The organism is candidate division KSB1 bacterium (genome assembly GCA_022562085.1).
Taxonomy (GTDB): domain Bacteria; phylum Zhuqueibacterota; class Zhuqueibacteria; order Oceanimicrobiales; family Oceanimicrobiaceae; genus Oceanimicrobium.
Map to the genome: position 1 here is coordinate 1 of JADFPY010000060.1, position 17,374 is coordinate 17,374.

Annotated in this window: 17 protein-coding genes and 2 tRNA genes; all 19 read left to right on the plus strand. The window is 43.8% G+C overall.

Going from position 1 to position 17,374, the window contains the following annotated elements:
* A partial coding sequence (locus IH879_07690) for a (Fe-S)-binding protein (GenBank protein ID MCH7674819.1) occupies positions 1 to 1,329 on the plus strand: 1,329 nt, incomplete at its 5' end.
* Positions 1,330 to 1,959, plus strand: a complete 630-nt coding sequence (locus IH879_07695; protein MCH7674820.1) for an O-methyltransferase — start codon at positions 1,330 to 1,332, stop codon at positions 1,957 to 1,959.
* Between the two features lie 3 nt (positions 1,960 to 1,962).
* The gene (locus tag IH879_07700; protein MCH7674821.1) at positions 1,963 to 2,343 is read left to right on the plus strand and encodes a DUF309 domain-containing protein; all 381 of its coding nucleotides are present in this window, start codon (positions 1,963 to 1,965) and stop codon (positions 2,341 to 2,343) included.
* Between the two features lie 17 nt (positions 2,344 to 2,360).
* Positions 2,361 to 3,701 (plus strand): 2-oxo acid dehydrogenase subunit E2, encoded by a 1,341-nt coding sequence (locus IH879_07705; protein ID MCH7674822.1) that lies wholly within the window; start codon positions 2,361 to 2,363, stop codon positions 3,699 to 3,701.
* Positions 3,702 to 3,750: 49 nt separating this feature from the next.
* A complete protein-coding gene (lipA, locus tag IH879_07710) occupies positions 3,751 to 4,626 on the plus strand; it encodes a lipoyl synthase (GenBank protein MCH7674823.1) in 876 nt (291 codons plus the stop codon).
* A 184-nt stretch (positions 4,627 to 4,810) separates the two neighbouring features.
* Positions 4,811 to 4,884 (plus strand) — tRNA-Val (locus IH879_07715).
* A gap of 94 nt (positions 4,885 to 4,978) precedes the next feature.
* Complete coding sequence (gene thrS, locus IH879_07720; GenBank protein ID MCH7674824.1) at positions 4,979 to 6,925, plus strand: threonine--tRNA ligase; 1,947 nt, start codon at positions 4,979 to 4,981, stop codon at positions 6,923 to 6,925.
* A 16-nt stretch (positions 6,926 to 6,941) separates the two neighbouring features.
* On the plus strand, positions 6,942 to 7,457 hold the full coding sequence (locus IH879_07725) for a translation initiation factor IF-3 (protein MCH7674825.1): 516 nt from the start codon (positions 6,942 to 6,944) through the stop codon (positions 7,455 to 7,457).
* A gap of 19 nt (positions 7,458 to 7,476) precedes the next feature.
* Positions 7,477 to 7,671: a 50S ribosomal protein L35 gene (gene rpmI / locus IH879_07730; protein ID MCH7674826.1), complete on the plus strand. Its 195-nt coding sequence runs from the start codon at positions 7,477 to 7,479 to the stop codon at positions 7,669 to 7,671.
* Positions 7,672 to 7,683: 12 nt separating this feature from the next.
* Positions 7,684 to 8,031, plus strand: a complete 348-nt coding sequence (rplT, locus tag IH879_07735; protein ID MCH7674827.1) for a 50S ribosomal protein L20 — start codon at positions 7,684 to 7,686, stop codon at positions 8,029 to 8,031.
* The gene (pheS, locus tag IH879_07740) at positions 8,032 to 9,060 is read left to right on the plus strand and encodes a phenylalanine--tRNA ligase subunit alpha (protein MCH7674828.1); all 1,029 of its coding nucleotides are present in this window, start codon (positions 8,032 to 8,034) and stop codon (positions 9,058 to 9,060) included.
* A gap of 6 nt (positions 9,061 to 9,066) precedes the next feature.
* Complete coding sequence (locus IH879_07745) at positions 9,067 to 11,442, plus strand: phenylalanine--tRNA ligase subunit beta (protein MCH7674829.1); 2,376 nt, start codon at positions 9,067 to 9,069, stop codon at positions 11,440 to 11,442.
* A 41-nt stretch (positions 11,443 to 11,483) separates the two neighbouring features.
* Positions 11,484 to 11,726 carry a hypothetical protein gene (locus IH879_07750; protein MCH7674830.1) on the plus strand — a complete coding sequence of 81 codons (243 nt, stop codon included), beginning with the start codon at positions 11,484 to 11,486 and terminating at the stop codon, positions 11,724 to 11,726.
* A gap of 79 nt (positions 11,727 to 11,805) precedes the next feature.
* Entirely contained in the window at positions 11,806 to 12,105 is a 300-nt protein-coding gene (locus IH879_07755; protein MCH7674831.1) for a cell division protein ZapA, read from the plus strand.
* A gap of 196 nt (positions 12,106 to 12,301) precedes the next feature.
* On the plus strand, positions 12,302 to 13,855 hold the full coding sequence (rny, locus tag IH879_07760) for a ribonuclease Y (protein MCH7674832.1): 1,554 nt from the start codon (positions 12,302 to 12,304) through the stop codon (positions 13,853 to 13,855).
* Positions 13,856 to 13,977: 122 nt separating this feature from the next.
* Positions 13,978 to 14,769, plus strand: coding sequence for a TIGR00282 family metallophosphoesterase (locus IH879_07765; protein ID MCH7674833.1), 792 nt, complete (start codon positions 13,978 to 13,980; stop codon positions 14,767 to 14,769).
* Positions 14,770 to 14,850: 81 nt separating this feature from the next.
* A complete protein-coding gene (gene folD, locus IH879_07770) occupies positions 14,851 to 15,744 on the plus strand; it encodes a bifunctional methylenetetrahydrofolate dehydrogenase/methenyltetrahydrofolate cyclohydrolase FolD (protein MCH7674834.1) in 894 nt (297 codons plus the stop codon).
* Positions 15,722 to 15,795: transfer RNA gene (locus IH879_07775), tRNA-Arg, on the plus strand. Before folD ends, IH879_07775 begins: the two co-directional genes overlap by 23 nt.
* 253 nt (positions 15,796 to 16,048) lie before the next feature.
* Positions 16,049 to 17,182 (plus strand): DDE-type integrase/transposase/recombinase, encoded by a 1,134-nt coding sequence (locus tag IH879_07780; GenBank protein MCH7674835.1) that lies wholly within the window; start codon positions 16,049 to 16,051, stop codon positions 17,180 to 17,182.
* Positions 17,183 to 17,374 lie beyond the last annotated feature (192 nt).

The following is a 17,374-nucleotide window of genomic DNA, read 5'->3' on the forward strand; positions in this document are numbered from 1 at the left end:
AAGCACGTACACCTCATCGGCGCCGGGCCAAATATTTTTTTGCGACGAAGAAATGACGATCGAAAGCGGGGTGTGCTCAAAAAGATCGATTTTGAAGAGGTGGACTTTGAAGCTGAGGACACAACGTTAGGCGTCAGCAAGATTGAAGATTTTACCTGGCCGCAGCTTTTGGATTTATATGCCTGCACCGAGTGCGGCCGTTGTCAGGACAATTGTCCGGCTTACCATGCGGGGAAAGAGTTAAATCCCGCACTTTTGATCCATAATCTTAAGGAATATTTAGACGAGAAGGCTTCGTGGGTTTTATCGGGAAAAGAGCAGCAAAACGGCAAACAGCTTATCGGCGATGTCGTCAGTGAGGATGTGATATGGGCTTGCACCACCTGCGGCGCTTGTGTTGAGCACTGCCCGGTCTTTATCGAGCATGTCGATATTTTGCAAGATATGCGGCGTTACCTTACGATGGATCAGGCGAATATTTCAGAGGAAGTCGCAAAAACGCTGGAAAACATGGAAAACATCGGCAACCCATGGGGGCTGCCGCAACAAAACCGAACTGCATGGACGGAGGGTTTGGATATTCCGTTGATGCGGGACAAGAAAGAAGTTGAATATCTATACTGGGTCGGTTGTGCCGCAGCGCTGGATACCAAAAATCAAAACGTCGCCAAGTCGGTGGTGAAAATATTGAAGACAGCCGGCGTCGACTTTGCTATTTTGGGGACAGAGGAAAGCTGCAACGGGGATTCCGCGCGTCGGCTTGGACAAGAATATCTTTTCCAAATGATGGCAGAAAACAACATCGAAACTTTGAATAAATATAAGTTTAAGAAAATTATTACCGCCTGCCCGCATTGTTTTAATTGCATTGGCAACGAATATAAACAGCTCAACGGCAATTATGAAGTCATCCATCATTCTGAACTGATTGCGGAGCTTATTGAATCCGGTAAAATTAAACCGAAAAAGAATATTGAAAAGCGAGTGACTTATCACGATGCTTGCTACTTAGGGAGGCATAATGGAATATATGACGCACCGCGGACGGTTGTGGCTTCCGTAGCGAATGGTGAAGTTGTAGAAATGAAGCGTTCGCGTGAGAAAGGCCTCTGTTGTGGCGCTGGCGGCGGTATTATGTGGATGGATGAAGAGCCGGATAAACGAGTAAATTTGGTTCGGTTTGGTGATGTTGAAGAGTCGAAAGCTGAAGTGGTGGCGACTGCCTGTCCGTTCTGCAACATCATGCTCGATGATGCGCGCAAAATGAAAGGTAAAGAAGACGAAGTCGAAGTTAAAGATATAGCCGAGCTGGTAGCCGAAGCTTTGTAGATGCCCATCTTAGAACCAAAAATTGAGCAATATTTAAACGACCTTCTTCCTGAGCGCGAGTCGGTTGTCCAGGAGATGGAAGAATATGCTGAAGCAAATAACTTTCCGATAGTGGGGCCGCTGGTTGGCAGGTTGTGCTACCAAATAGTTAAGTCGATTAACGCCAAACGGATTTTCGAGATGGGCTCGGGCTTTGGCTACTCGACTTACTGGCTTGCCAGAGGATTAGCTGGTGACGGGAAAATAATTTTTACGGAATATTCTCAAGAAAACATCAAACGCGCGGAAGATTTTTTAGGAAAGACCCAAGTTTTAGATAAGGTTGAAATCATTCATGGTGATGCGATTGAAGCACTCGAAAACAGGGATGAAGAGTTTGATTTAATCCTGAACGATATTGATAAGGAGTATTATCCGAAATCGCTTAAAGTGATTCTGCCGCGCTTACGAAAAGGCGGAATTTTAATCACCGACAACCTTATTTGGAACGCCAGAGTTGTGGAAGCAGAACCGGATGCGCAAACACGGAGTATTATGGAATATACAAAAATGATTTATGACTCTCCGGATCTCTGGACGACGATTATTCCGTTGCGTGATGGAGTTGGGATTAGCTATAAACTGAATTAAAAATTGGCAGAACTCTTCGAAAAAGGCATCGAATATTTTAATTCACGATATTATTTCGAAGCACATGACACTTTCGAAGAAGTCTGGATGGAGGAGCGTGGCGAAGGTGTGCAATTTTATCAAGGGTTAGTGCAACTGGCAACAGGGTTTTATCATCTAAGAATGAAAAATCTAAAAGGTGCCGAGAGCCAATTAAGCAAAGGGGTAGCGAAGTTAGAAAAGTACAAACCTCAATATCAAAATTTAGAATTGACGGAACTTTTAAATCAAGTATCAGTTTGCATTGATTCGATTCAAGATAATCAATCCGGCGAAAGTCTTTTTGCGCGAATTGAATCGAAAATTCCGAAAATGCAACGATGGGTAAAGGAGAATACTGAATAAATTAGAAAGGTTATTTTATGGCTAAAGTTGATATGATTATGCCGCAAATGGGCGAAAGCATCGCAGAAGGCACAATCATCAAATGGCTTAAGAAGGAAGGGGATAAAGTCGAAAAAGATGAAATTATCCTTGAAATCAGTACCGATAAAGTCGATTCAGAGATTCCTTCGCCGCAAGCGGGCGTGATAAAAAAACTTTTGGCGTCCGAAGAAGAAACAGTTCAAGTCGGGTCGGTGATTGCTCACATTGAAACTGAAGGTGTGGGTGAAGCTGCTGCAGAAACACCTGCCGCCGAACCTGCAAAAGTAGAGCCCAAGAAAGAAATTCCCGCTGAAGAAGTAACCGTTGTTGCGGAACCTGCACTGGCTCAAACTCAGCCGGCAGTTCAAGTGTCCGTCGATGGTGGGAGCATTTCTGCAATACCAAGAACGGACAGAGCCGGAAAGAAATTTTTCTCCCCTTTGGTTCGCAGCATTGCCAGGACAGAAGGGCTTAATATCGAAGAATTAGAGCGCATCGAAGGCACGGGTGCAAAGGGGAGAGTTACTAAAAAAGATGTTCTGGCTTATTTAGAGAGGCGTTCTACTTTAGTGCCAACAGCGCCTGCTGCCGCGCCTGTACCCGCTTATGTTCCGCCAGCTCAGCCGGAATTTTCTGATGACCGCGTCGAAATCATTCCGATGGATAATATGCGAAAATCCATTGCAGCGCACATGGTTCATAGTGTGCAAACTTCCCCCCATGTGTTTGCAGTTAGTGAAGCAGATATGACGAATCTGGTTAAGTTTAGAGGTCAATATAAAAATGCATTTCTCGAAAAGACCGGCACGAAACTAAGTTACATGCCTTTTATCGTTGAGGCTTGCGTTAAAGCGCTTTTAGATTATCCTTTGGTCAATAGCTCAGTTGATGGCGACAAAATTATTCGAAAAAAATATATTGGCATTGGCATGGCAGTGGCTTTGGAAAACAGCGGCTTGATCGTGCCTGTAATTAAAAATGCTGACAGCTTAAACATTGTCGGTCTTGCCAGAGCCGTGAATGATTTGGCTTCTCGGGCGCGCGTCAAAAAACTTAAACCGGCTGAAGTTCAAGATGGCACATTTTCAATTACAAACATGGGGAGTTTCGGTAGCCTCATGGGATTTCCCATAATCAATCAGCCGCAAGTGGCGATTTTGGGCGTTGGCGTGATTCAAAAGCGGCCGATGGTGATTAACGAAGCAATCGCTATTCGCGACATGATGTACATTTCAATTTCTTTCGATCATCGAATTGTCGATGGTGCTCTGGCTGGGCAATTTCTTGATCGAATTGCTTATTATTTAACAAATTTTGACACGAATAACATTTTCTAAACTCATATCCTTCGGAGGGGGTTTAAAACCTTCGGAAGGGTGAACAGATATGCTAAATACAACTATTGAAAATTCAGCACAGAGAGCTCACAAAAGACGCCCGGACTGGCTAAAAGTCAGGCTGCCTTTCGGAGAAGGCTATAACGATGTTAAGGGCATCGTTGAAAATAACGGGCTGCACACGGTTTGTCAAGAGGCTCGCTGCCCTAATATTGCCGAATGCTGGGAGCGAAGGACAGCTACATTGATGATTTTAGGCGATGTTTGTACACGCAGTTGCGGCTTTTGTGCAGTGAAAACAGGCAAGCCCCTCTTTCTTGACCGAGATGAACCTCGCAGAGTAGGGGAGGCGGTTAAGAAAATGGGATTAAAACATGCAGTTGTCACTTCTGTGAATCGCGACGAATTGCCGGATGGCGGCGCTGGTATTTTTGCGGAAACCATTCGACAAATTCGGCAGCAGGTTCCGGGCTGCAAAGTAGAGGTACTTATTCCGGATTTTAGGGGCGACACTTGCGCTGTTAAAATGATCATCGACGCCAAGCCCGAAATTTTAAATCACAATACTGAGACAGTGCCAAGATTGTATCACCCTGTAAGGCCGCAAGGCAGGTACGAGTGGACGCTGAACGTGCTGCAATTTGCAAAGCAGAACGGAATGATCACCAAATCCGGGATGATGTTAGGACTTGGCGAAACCACCGACGAAATTCTCGAAGTCATGTCTGACTTAAGGCGTGTAAAAGTGGATATTCTGACTTTAGGCCAATATTTGCAACCCACCAAGAATCATTTGTCTGTCGCACGGTTCGTCCATCCTGATGAATTTGCAATGCTCAAAGAAGAGGGGATGGAAATGGGTTTTCGGCATGTGGAATCGGGTCCTTTGGTGCGAAGTTCTTATCACGCAGATGAGCATGTTTGAAAACATGCCTTAACTCCAGAAAAATACCTTGACTTTTTGGCTAATTCCTTTTAAATTTACGTTTAATAAAATCAGGAATTTTCTGAATTATTTCTAAATTTAAGAATACTCAAAATTTGGTGTCATAAATTAAATTCGTTTTTAAAGCGTGTCAGTTTGTGGCACGCTTTTTTTGCATTTTAAAGGGCGCTTAGCTCAGTTGGTTAGAGTACTTGCTTGACATGCAAGAGGTCGCTGGTTCAAATCCAGTAGCGCCCACACACAAAAAAATCAAATTCCAAATACCAAAATCCAAATGACAAATTTAGTTGGACTTTGTTGTTTGTTTATTGGCATGTGCTTGTTTAAAGAGATGTCTGAAGATAAAATTAATATCCAATTTCCTGACGGCAGCAAAAAATCCTATCCAAAAAGGATTCGTCCAAAAGATATTATCGAGGAAATCGGTAGTCACGCCTTGAAGCAAAAGGCAGTTGTAGCGCAGGTCAATGGTCAGCTGGTGGATTTGAACAGGTCTATCGAGCAGGATACAACCTTGCGTCTAATTGGATATGACGAGCCGGAGGGTATGAAGACCTACTGGCACAGTACCTCGCATATTATGGCGCATGCGGTAAAAGAGCTCTACCCGGAAGCGCAATTTGGCGTGGGACCAGCAATAGAAAATGGATTCTATTACGACATTGACGTGGATTCGCGAATCACACCAGAGGATCTAGAGCGCATTGAAAAAAAGATGCAGGAGATTATCGATCAGGATACGGAATTTCAGCGCGATGAACTCACGAAAAAAGAAGCGATTGACCTTTTCAAGAAAAAGGGAGATAAGTATAAGCTTGAGCTTCTTAATGATTTGGATGACGACCACCCAAGCATTTACAAAGAGGGCGGATTTGTCGATTTGTGCCGCGGGCCGCATATTCCATCGACGGGTAGGATTAAGAGCTTCAAACTGCTGAATATCGCCGGCGCTTATTGGCGCGGGGACGAAAAGAATAAGCAGCTGCAGCGGATTTATGGGATTTCCTATCCTAAAAAGAAGCAGTTAGATGAATACCTGCATTTACTGGAAGAAGCCAAGCGAAGAGACCATAGAAAACTCGGCAAAGAGCTGGAGCTTTTTCTTTTAACGCCGAAGGTGGGCAGCGGTTTGGTGCTCTGGCTTCCAAATGGAACCATTATCCGCGAAACTCTGGAAAATTTCCTCCGAGATGAACAAAGGAAGCGTGGGTATTTGCCGGTAATGACGCCGCATATCGGAAATATTGAACTTTACAAGACCAGCGGGCACTATCCGTATTACAAAGAAAGCCAGTTCGCTCCTTTTAAAGCTGAGCATCAGGAATACCTGCTCAAGCCGATGAACTGTCCGCATCATTTTCAGATTTATGCTGCGAAGCCGCGGAGTTACCGCGATTTGCCTATTCGGCTTGCCGAGTTTGGCACAGTTTATCGCTATGAGCAGTCCGGAGAGTTAAGCGGCCTCATCCGGGTGCGCAGCTTCACTGTCGATGATGCACATATGTTCGTTCGTCAGGACCAGCTTAAGGACGAGTTGTGTGAGGTTTTTGATTTAGTTAAGTTGGTTTTTAGTACGCTCGGTTTCCAGGATTTTAAAGTACAATTGTCATTCAGGGATCCGGAAAACACCGGCAAATACGGCGGCAATGACGAACAGTGGGAACAAGCGCAGAAGAATATTCAAGAAGCGGCAGATTTTTATGGTTTGGATTACGAAGTAGCAATTGGAGAAGCGGCGTTTTACGGACCTAAAATCGACTTCATGATTCGCGACGCCTTGAGACGAACCTGGCAGCTTGGTACGGTTCAAGTGGATTATGTCATGCCGGAAAGATTCGACCTGGAATACGTTGGCAGCGACAATCAAAAGCATCGACCTGTGGTGATTCACAGGGCGCCGTTTGGTTCAATGGAGCGTTTTATTGGCATTCTGATCGAGCATTTTGCCGGGGCTTTTCCGGTTTGGCTTGCTCCGGTTCAGGCAATCATTCTGCCGATCTCTGACGACTATTTAGATTATGCTAAAAAGGTTTGTGAAGAATTAAAAGATAAGAACCTGCGGGTATCGGTCGACGAAAGAAACGAGAAAGTCGGTTATAAAATTCGAGAAGCTGAGACCCAGAAAATCCCCTACATGCTGATCGTCGGTAAAGAAGAGGTGGCAAACGACTCGGTGGCAGTTCGGCAGCGGAAAAAAGGTGATTTAGGAAAGCTTAGCTTGGATGATTTTGTCCAAAAAATAGGTCATGAAATTGACGAAAAAATAATTTTGAACTAACTGAAAGGAATTCGCCATCAACAAAAAAAAGCAGACTACCGCCATAAATGAAAGAATCAAAGCGCCGGAAGTTAGAGTCATAGATGCCGATGGAGAACAAGTTGGTGTGATTGATACTTCAGAAGCAATCGAAACGGCCCGGAACAAAGGTTTGGATCTTGTCGAAATTTCTCCCGCTGCATCGCCGCCCGTCTGCAAGATAATGGATTATGGGAAGTACAAATATCAGCAAAGCAAAAAGGAAAAAGATACTAAGAAAAAACAACATGTAATTCACGTTAAGGAAATTCGACTCCGGCCCAAAATTGAGGCCCATGATTTTAATTTTAAAGTGAGTCATGCCCGGAAATTCATTGAAAAAGGGAATAAGGTAAAGGCAACGGTCTTGTTTCGTGGTCGGGAAATGGCCCACAAGGAATTCGCCAAAACGCTTCTGGAAAGAATGGCCAATGAACTTGAAGATATCGCCAAGATCGAACGCGAAGCGGTCATGGAAGGTCGAATGATGATTATGTTTTTAACAAAAAGATAAAACTGAATCAGGAGTAAAAATGCCAAAAATAAAATCTAATCGCGGTGCGATGAAACGATTTAAGGTGACCGGCACCGGAAAAATCAAGCGTCACAAAGCTGGAAAGAGCCATATCTTAACCAAAAAAAGTCCCAAGACCAAAAGAAACTTAAGAAATGCAACCCTGGTCTCGGCGGCAGATGCAAAACGTGTACATAAAATGTTGACAAAGTAAATTGGAGGCAAAATGCCACGATCAAAATATAGTGTAGCGTCGCACCGACGTAAAAAGAAAATACTTAAACAAGCCAAAGGTTACCGCGGCGGTAAGAGCAAGCTGATTAGAACCGCGATGGAAGCCGTGGACAAGGCTTTGCAGTACGCCTATCGCGACCGGCGGCAGAAAAAACGCGATTTTAGAAAATTGTGGATCACGAGAATTAATGCCGGCGTTCGGATAAATGGTATTAACTATTCGACATTTGTTAACGGTCTGAAGCGCAACAATATTGAAATCAACCGAAAACTGTTGGCGGATTTGGCGGTAAGCGATCCCGATGCATTCAAAAACCTTGTCGAAGTTTCCCAAAATTAAATGGCCGAATCGTTTGATACAATTTTATCTGAATTAAACAACCTTGAAGAGGCGTTTAAAAATGATTCAAAAGAGGTAAAGCAGCCTCAGAGTCTTGAAGAGATCCGGATTAAGTATCTCGGCCGGAAAGGTTCGGTTGCGCAGTATTTTAAAAAAATGAGTACTGTTTCTGCCGAGGACAAGCCTAAATTGGGAAACACACTAAATAAGCTGAAAGACGAGTTTCATGCAGAAATAGATCGAATCCAACTCTCTTTAGAGACTAAAAGTGAGGACAACGGATTTATAGATCTCACTTTACCCGGGACGCCGCTTCAAGTTGGTTATCGAAATCCCTTGATGTTGGTGATGGATGAAATTAAGGAAATCTTTTCCTCGATGGGATTCAGCATCGAAACCGGACCGCTGGTTGAAACCGAGTTCTACAACTTTGAAGCCCTGAATGTCCCGGCTGATCACCCGTCCCGGGATTTACAGGACACATTTTATCTCGAAAATGATCTTTTGCTGCGAACTCACACGTCGCCTGTGCAAATCCGCACCATGCAAAAGCAAAAACCCCCGATTCGAATCATTGCGCCGGGGCGCTGCTTTCGCAAAGATACCCCGGACGCGAGCCACTCACCGGAGTTTCATCAGTGCGAAGGTCTTGTCGTGGATAAAGGGATCGCTTTTTCGCATTTGAAGGGCACCTTGTTAGCATTTGCAAGAAAGCTTTTCGGCCCGAATATTCAGGTCAGATTTCGTCCGAGCTTTTTTCCGTTTACGGAGCCGAGCGCTGAATATGATTTTTCCTGTGTTATTTGCAGCGGCAAAGGATGCCGGACTTGCAAAAAGACCGGCTGGCTGGAGATCTCTGGTGCCGGCATGGTCGATCCGGCAGTTTTTGATTATGTGGATTACGACGCCGAAATTTATACCGGTTTTGCCTGGGGCATGGGCATCGAGCGCATCGCCATGATGAAATACGGCATCGATGACATTCGGCACTTCTATGACAATGACTTGCGTTTTTTAAACCAATTTTAGACCTCAATGAAAGTAACTTATAAGTGGCTTAAATCTTACACTGATTTTGATCTGACTCCGGAGGAGCTGGTGAATTCACTAACCATGCTCGGTTTGGAAGTGGATTCGCTGCAGCCGGTTTCCTGGGATTTTGACGGAATTGTCGTTGGTAAAGTTATTCAAAAATCAGCACATGAGAATGCTGATCGGCTTTCTGTCTGTGAAGTTGATGTCGGCTCAAAGACGCTCAAGATCGTTTGTGGTGCTCCAAACGTCGAGGTCGGGCAAAAGGTGCCGGTGGCAATGGAAGGGACGCGTTTGCCAAATGGTACGGTTATTAAGCAAACGAAAATCAGGGGTGTCGATTCACAGGGGATGATTTGCTCTGAAGCGGAATTGGGGATTTCAAGCCGAAGCGACGGAATCATGGTTTTGGACAATAAAATTAAGTTCGGCCAGAAACTGCATGATGCGCTTGAGGACGGCGACAGCGTTATTGATATCGACGTCACTCCCAACCGGCCTGATTGCTTTGGGGTTATCGGCATTGCCCGTGACATCTCTGCTCTTTCGAATTCAACTTTAAGAAAGCCCAAACTCGAGCTTGTTGAAAATGGCCGTTCCGTTTCTGATTTAATTAAAATAAATATTTTAGACCCGGAAAAATGTCCCAGGTACACGGCCCGTTTTATCGGCGATATCGAAATTAAACCCTCGCCCTGGTGGCTGGTTCAGAAGCTCGAAGCCGTCGGAGTTCGCTCAACTAACAATGTTGTGGACGTGACAAATTATGTTATGCTGGAAACCGGCCAACCGCTGCATGCCTTTGATTATGACCTGATTCGTGGCCAGGAAATGAATGTAAAAACGGCGACCAAAGGGGAAAAGTTTGTCACTCTGGATAATGTCACTCACACCCTAAATTCCGAATGTCTCATGATTTGCGATGCGGAGGGGGCAGTCGCAATTGGCGGTGTGATGGGTGGTTTAAATTCCGAGGTCTCCGATTCTACAAAAAACATTCTGCTTGAAGCCGCATATTTCGACCCGATAAATATTCGACGGACTTCAAAATTTATCGGCAGCTCGACAGAAGCTTCGCGTAGATTTGAACGTGGGGTTGATCCGAATGGAACTTTGTTTGCCCTCGACAGAGCGGCACAACTTATCGCTGAAGTCTCTGGGGGTAAAATTGCCAAAGGTTCCGTCGACGTTTATCCGACTCAAATCAAGCCTAAGAAGGTTAGATTGCGCAGCGCTCGTGTGGCGCATCTGTTAGGCGTTTCGGTGCCGGTAAAGGAAATCAAGTCAATTTTGGAAAGACTTGGATTTAAAGTCAGCGGTGAAAATGATTTTCAGGTCGAGGTGCCGACGTTCAGGCCGGACGTAACCCGGGAAGCAGACTTGATTGAAGAGGTTGCCAGGCTGTATGGATACGACAACATTCCGGCCGATACAACCGCTTTGATCGAACAGGCTGTTTCGAAAAGCACTTACGAACAATTTATAAAAAAAATTACCAACACTTTGATTTCGTTTGGATTTTCGGAAACTGTAACATATAATTTAATCAGTAAGAAGCACGCTGAAATTTTTTCGTCGAATAAGGAAAGGGCTCACGTAATTAATCCACTCAGTGAAGATTTATCTAATTTACGTCCAAGCTTAATTCCGGGATTGTTAAAAACCGCACAGTGGAATATCAATCGCCAAAATAGCAATCTAAAGTTATTTGAAATTGGCTCGGTCTTTCACAAGGTAGGCAAAAATATCGAAGAAAAAGCCAGCGTTGCCGGAATTTTAACCGGATATTCTGCGGAGGAGGCCTGGAATATTAAAGCGAAAATTCTGGATATTTATGATCTTAAGGGATATACCCATGAGCTACTTATTAGAAATCGTATCAAGAATTTCTCCTTTGAGCCGCACACAAGTGCTTTTACAAACAAAAAAACCATGGCAATTAAAAAGGACGGCGATTTGTTGGGGTTTTTGGGTGAGGTCAAATCGGAGATTCTGGAAGAGTTTGGGATCGAACAGCCGCTGTTTGCCTTCAATTTTGATTTAGAAAAACTGGTTGAACGGTTGCAATTGGAGCTAGCGTTTTCACCGATTCCAAAATTTCCGCCGATAAAGCGCGCCATGGCTATTGTTGTGAATGAAAGGATGAATGCGGAAAGTTTATTGAAGGAGATAAAGAAAAAAGGTGGAGAATTTCTAAAAAACACAAATGTTTTTGATATTTTCCAGGGAGAATCAATCGGCGCAGGAAAGAAAAGCCTTGCGTTTAATCTAACTTTTTATTCATTAGAAAGGACATTGACGGAAGAAGAAGTAGAGGCGCAGATGAAACAAATTCTTGAGGCGTTAGAAGCTAAGTTTTCTGCGAAACTCAGAAGTTAATTTTCAGGAGTTACCGGGTGAATTGGGAGCACTTAAATGAATTGGAGTCAAAAATAAATCAAGCAGTCAGCCGAATTGAACAATTTCAGATTGAAAACCAAAAACTGCTTGATGAAAACATGAAACTTCGTAGTGAATCTCAATCTCAAGAGATACTAATCCAACAATTGAAGGAGGAGAACCTTAACCAAACAAAAAGCGAATCTTCATTCGGAAAAGAGAAAGAAGAAAAGATAAGAAATAAAGTCGAGCAAATGTTGGCGATGCTTGACGAACTTCATTAGTTTTGAGCTTTCTGGAAATTAAGGTTTGTTGTTTACAGGTAATTGTTTTTCAAATATTTAGAATTGGTCAATGGTTGTAATGCACCAAGAAAGCGGCATTTTAAAAATAAATATTTATGGCACCGAGTATCCTATTAAGAGTGATGCGGAGACGGACCCTGATTACATAAAAAATGTCGCTGAGTTTGTCGATAAGAAGATGCGAGAAATCGATGAGAACACGCAATCGAAGTCCTCAATAAAAGTGGCTATCCTCGCAGCTTTGAATATAACAGACGAGCTATTTCAAGAAAGAGCATCAAATGAGTCGCTATACGGCGAGATGGAAGATAAAATTAAGAAGCTATCTAATAAATTGGATCAAAGTATTCAAACGTAATTTGAAACAGAATAAGATTCAATATTAGGGGAATTCCACTCTCCGCTACTTCAAAAGCTGCTCTATTTGTTAGCCTTGATCAAACTTACCTTTCTTTCCTTAACTTCCCGTCAACAGATTTCTTGAATTAACAGGTATATTGGTTCGCCTTTTAGAATCGATATCGCCATTTATCTAAATTCGGAGCATAGCAATGATTATACTATGGGTCATTATCGCTATCTCTTTTGGGTTTATTGCCGGATGGTTTCTACGACAATTTCTTGGTCAAAAAAAATTAGCCAAAACATCCGAATATGCAGCAAAACTAATTAATGAAGCCAAAATTGAGAGTGAAAATTTAAAAAGAGAGAAACTGCTTGAAGCGAAAGAAGCGAATTTTCTAGCAAAGCAGAAAATTGAACAAGAACTCAACAGCAAGCAGCGTGAAGCACAACGTTTAGAAAAGCAACTTGGTAATCGTGAGCTCAATTTGGATAGAAAAGTAGATATTCTGAATAAAAAAGAGAATGAATTAAATCAACTTACCAAAAATTTGAATGTCTCAAAAGAAAAACTGAGAAACGAGGAATCGAGGTTAGAGAGACTAATAGAGGACGAAAATCAACGTCTCGAACAAATTTCCGGTCTCACGACTGAAGAAGCGAAGCGGATTCAAATACAGAATATCTTAGAAAAAGCAAAACGAGAAACCGCTTTGGAAGTTCGGGAGATTCAGGAAGAAGCAAAACAGAAAGCGGTTCAGGAAGCCCGGGAAATTATTCTGCAGGCGGTTCAAAGGAGCGCTGTTAGCCATATTGTTGACACAACTGTTTCGGTTATAAATCTACCCGATGACGAAATGAAGGGGCGAATCATTGGCCGCGAAGGAAGAAATATCCGCGCATTTGAAAGCGCTACCGGAATCGAAGTCTTAATTGACGACACACCCCAGACTGTGGTTTTGTCCGGGTTTGATCCCCTGAGAAGAGAGATCGCTCGAATATCGTTAGAGAAACTACTGTATGACGGCAGAATTCACCCTGGGCGGATTGAAGAAGTGGTTGTCAAGACCCGAGAAGAAATCGGTGAAAAAATATTTGAATTCGGAGAAAACGCAATTCATGAGGTTGGATTGCATGGAATTCATTCTGAATTGATCCGACTTTTAGGTAGGCAAAATTTCAGGACAACATATGGGCAGAACCTTCTGCAGCACTCTAAAGAAGTCTCGAGTCTCGCGGGTGAAATGGCAGGGCAGCTTGGATTGGATATAACTCTTGCCAAAAGGGCTGGTCTGCTCCATGATATTGGTAAAGCAGCGGAAGAATATGGGGGTGGCCAGGTTCACGAGATTGGTGCTGAGTTAGCGAAAAAGTTTGGAGAAAATGAGATTGTTCACAACGTAATATTGACCCAGGCACCTAATGACAATCACGAGATAATTTCGCCAATCACGGTTTTAGTGCGAATGGCTGACGCAATTTCCGTTTCCCGGCCCGGTGCTCAAAAAGAGATGCTTGAAAGTTATATAAAGCGCTTGAGTTCCATGGAACAAATAGCTCTCTCGTTTCCGGGGGTTGAAAATGCTTATGGGATCCAGGGCGGTAAAGAATTACGTGTCATCGTTGAGCACAGCATTATAGACGACACGAAAGCCCAAATCTTAGCGGATAATATTGCCCAGAAACTTAAGGAGGAAACGGAATTTCCGGGACAAATCAGGATTATTGTCATTAGAGAGTACCGAGCAGTAGATTTTGCCAAATAGTTTCAGAGAAATGTTTGATTTTTTTAAATAATAGTTTAAATTTCTGGTTTCAATCAAGTTTATTCGAAGCGCAGTACCGGGAAATAGCTTTCGCATACCTTTATCAGTAACTGTTATTCAACATGCAAAATCAAATCATCAAAGTTTTATTTATCGCTGACATTGTTGGGCAGCCCGGGCTGGAAATCATAACAAAGTTACTTGGCGGCTTTAAACAAAAAAACAAGATTGATTTTTGCATCGCAAACGGAGAAAACGGCTGTGAAGGAAAAGGGCTGACTCAAAAAATAGCTTATAGTTATTTTAACCAGGGTATTGATGTTATCACGAGTGGCAATCACATCTGGGCGAATAACAATATCAATGATTTGCTGAAAACGGATAAAAGAATCCTGCGGCCCCTTAACTATCCAGACGGCAATATCGGCGGCGGCTCGACAATCATTGAACTTGAAAACAATCTAAAAATTGCCGTAATAAATCTGCAGGGACGAACTTTTATGTACTCAATCGATTGTCCCTTTAAAAGAGGTTTGGACGAAGTGCGGAAAATACAGAAAGAAACAAATATAATTATTGTGGATTTTCATGCTGAGGCCACCGCGGAAAAAATGGCTATGGGGTGGTGGTTAGATGGAAAAGTCAGCGCCGTAATTGGGACACATACACATGTTCCTACTGCGGATGAAAGAGTTCTGCACGAAGGAACCGCTTATATCACCGATGCCGGTATGACCGGACCGTTTGACTCGGTCATCGGCTTAAAAAAGGAGCTGGCGATCAAACGGTTTTTGCATCAAAGCTATGTGCGCTACAAACCTGCTGAAGAGAACATTAGACTTTGCGGCGTGATGGTGTCAATTGATAGAGAAAATGGCAAAGCGGAAAGTATTGAACGAGTGAGTTTGCCTTAGCCCGTTTTCTGTCATTCTGTGTGTTTTTAGCGGAATCACGGAATGCATTCTTACTCTCCCGACACGAACTTAACTAATTTTATGGCTCAGATTATTGATGGGAAAAAAATAGCTCAGGAAATCAAGAATGAGCTTAAAGAAAAAATAGAAGAACTCAAAAGTTCCGGTTGTATACCAGGCTTAACGGTCGTGATTGTCGGCGAAGATCCGGCCTCACAAATCTATGTGAGAATGAAAACTAAAGCTTCGCAAGAACTCGGAATTAACTCAGAAACCATTGCATTGCCGGCTGATACCTTGCAAACAAAACTTTTAGAGCTTATCGATAGACTCAATAAAGATGAAAGTGTACATGGAATTTTAGTACAGCTCCCTTTACCCGAACAAATTGATGAAGACGCGATTATAAATTCCATCTCGCCAGAAAAAGATGTTGACGGCTTTCACCCGGTCAATCGGGGGAAACTGATGGTAGGGGAAGACACATTTGCTCCGTGTACGCCCTTAGGCATTCAGGAGATGTTAGTCCGAAGTAATTTCGATCCGAATGGCAAGCACGTAGTTATTGTTGGCAGAAGTAAAATCGTCGGCATGCCTTTGGCAACCATGTTGGGCCAAAAGAAGTCCGGTGCGAATGCAACAGTCACGGTTTGCCACACCGGCACAAAGGATATAAGTTATTTTACAAGGCAGGCCGATATTTTAGTGGCTGCCATTGGACGCCCTGAGGTGATTAAAGGCGAGATGGTTAAAGAAGGTGCAGCGGTTATCGACGTTGGAATTAACCGCGTCCAAGCTCCCGACACGGAAAAAGGCTACCGAATTGTCGGCGATGTGGAGTTTGAGTCGGCTTCTCAAAAGGCGGCGGCGATCAGTCCGGTTCCCGGCGGCGTCGGTCCGATGACGATCGCGATGCTTTTAAGCAATACTGTAAAATCGGCACAAAATTTTTGCGCCAGTAGCTCAACTGGATAGAGCGTTGGCCTCCGGAGCCAAAGGTTGTGGGTTCGAGTCCCTCCTGGCGTACAAAGCTCAATTTAATATTTTCAATTGGAAAAAGGTTACAATTATTTTGTCTTTAAGGGAATGAATAGGAACAGATAGGAATAAATTTTATACCTATTTTATACCTTAGCTGACAAGTGCCACGACATCGTGGAGTTGTTTATTAAATTGCGTATTGTTCTTTGAAAAACTATATATCTCTTTTTCCATTTTTTAAAAGGATAAGGAGGTTTTCTATGTCTCAAAAAAAGCGAAGCATCAGAGACGGCTCGCGATTGAGCGCTATCTTGCTGGAGAAAAAGTTGATGCGATATGTTCCTCTCTGAAGCGTTCCGCAAGTTGGTTTTTCAAATGGTTTGCTCGCTATCGTACAGGCAAAGCCAATTGGTTTGAGGAACAATCGAGGCGTCCACAAACTCGTCCTGCACGTCTTCCCGATCACGTAGAGCAAGCGGTTAAATGGGTTCGTCTGAGTCTTTACAACCAGGGCTTGTTTTGTGGCGCCCAGGCAATCCTTTGGGAATTGGAAGATTTGGGTGTCGAGCCATTGCCTTCTCTGCGAACCATCAATCGCATTCTCTGTCGGCTTGACTTGACGGATCGCAGGACAGGCCGCTATGAACCCAAAGGGAAAAAATACCCCGCTCTTGAGGGCACGCGTGCCAATCGCGTCCATCAAGTGGATTTTATTGGCCCCTGTTATCTGAGCGGCCCAGTGCGCTTTTATAGCCTGAATACTGTTGATCTGGCTACTGGGCGATGCGCGAGCGAGCCGCTTATTGAACGAGACGGGCAGCACACCGTTGATGCCTTTTGGGCCATTTGGAAACGGTTGGGCATGCCTGAGCATCTCCAAGTTGACAATGAGATGCTGTTTTATGGCAGCCCCTCACATCCTCGCGGGATGGGCATCTTGATCCGCCTTTGCCTGCACAATGGTATCGAACCCTGGTTTATCCCAAAAGGTGAGCCATGGCGCAATGGTGTAGTTGAAAAATTCAACGACCATTATCGTCAAAAATTTCTCGGACTTATTCACATGACAGGAGAAACGAAATTGCGCGAGCAAGCGCTGCTCTTTGAACAGAAGCACAACCGGCGCTACCGTTACAGTAAATTAGGTGGCCGGACGCCTCTGGAAGCGCTGGCGATGTCGAACCAAGCTTTGCGTTTCCCGCCCGCAGGACAAGCACCACGCCATCCAATTCCTAAACCCAAATGTGGAATTTATCATGTTGTCCGTTTCATTCGTAGTGATGGCATACTCGACATCTTCGGGGAGAAATTTCAAGCACCGTCGGTAACTATCTACGAATACGTCATCGCCACAATCAATGTCAAAGAACAAAAGCTGAAACTCTATCTCGATAAATTGCAAGTCGACGAGATCGACTATAAAATGTTTTGAACCGATTTAGTAGCGGAGGTAACTCCTGTCGGCCTACGGCCTCCTTCCGTCACCACCGCTACTAAACAATACTCCACGATGTCGTGGCACTAAAACCACTCCACGATGTTATGGCACTTAACAATTAACGATTAACCAATTCATGAAACAAGGTGTTTTAATAAAAGCCGGCCGTCTGGATTACCAGACCGC

What these genes read in the sequence shown, in the direction of transcription:
- IH879_07695 (MCH7674820.1), top strand. Translation starts at nt 1,330, where the DNA reads ATGCCCATCTTAGAACCAAAAATTGAGCAATATTTAAACGACCTTCTT.
- IH879_07705 (MCH7674822.1), top strand. Translation starts at nt 2,361, where the DNA reads ATGGCTAAAGTTGATATGATTATGCCGCAAATGGGCGAAAGCATCGCA.
- lipA (MCH7674823.1), top strand. Translation starts at nt 3,751, where the DNA reads ATGCTAAATACAACTATTGAAAATTCAGCACAGAGAGCTCACAAAAGA.
- thrS (MCH7674824.1), top strand. Translation starts at nt 4,979, where the DNA reads ATGTCTGAAGATAAAATTAATATCCAATTTCCTGACGGCAGCAAAAAA.
- rpmI (MCH7674826.1), top strand. Translation starts at nt 7,477, where the DNA reads ATGCCAAAAATAAAATCTAATCGCGGTGCGATGAAACGATTTAAGGTG.
- rplT (MCH7674827.1), top strand. Translation starts at nt 7,684, where the DNA reads ATGCCACGATCAAAATATAGTGTAGCGTCGCACCGACGTAAAAAGAAA.
- pheS (MCH7674828.1), top strand. Translation starts at nt 8,032, where the DNA reads ATGGCCGAATCGTTTGATACAATTTTATCTGAATTAAACAACCTTGAA.
- IH879_07745 (MCH7674829.1), top strand. Translation starts at nt 9,067, where the DNA reads ATGAAAGTAACTTATAAGTGGCTTAAATCTTACACTGATTTTGATCTG.
- IH879_07755 (MCH7674831.1), top strand. Translation starts at nt 11,806, where the DNA reads ATGCACCAAGAAAGCGGCATTTTAAAAATAAATATTTATGGCACCGAG.
- IH879_07765 (MCH7674833.1), top strand. Translation starts at nt 13,978, where the DNA reads ATGCAAAATCAAATCATCAAAGTTTTATTTATCGCTGACATTGTTGGG.
- folD (MCH7674834.1), top strand. Translation starts at nt 14,851, where the DNA reads ATGGCTCAGATTATTGATGGGAAAAAAATAGCTCAGGAAATCAAGAAT.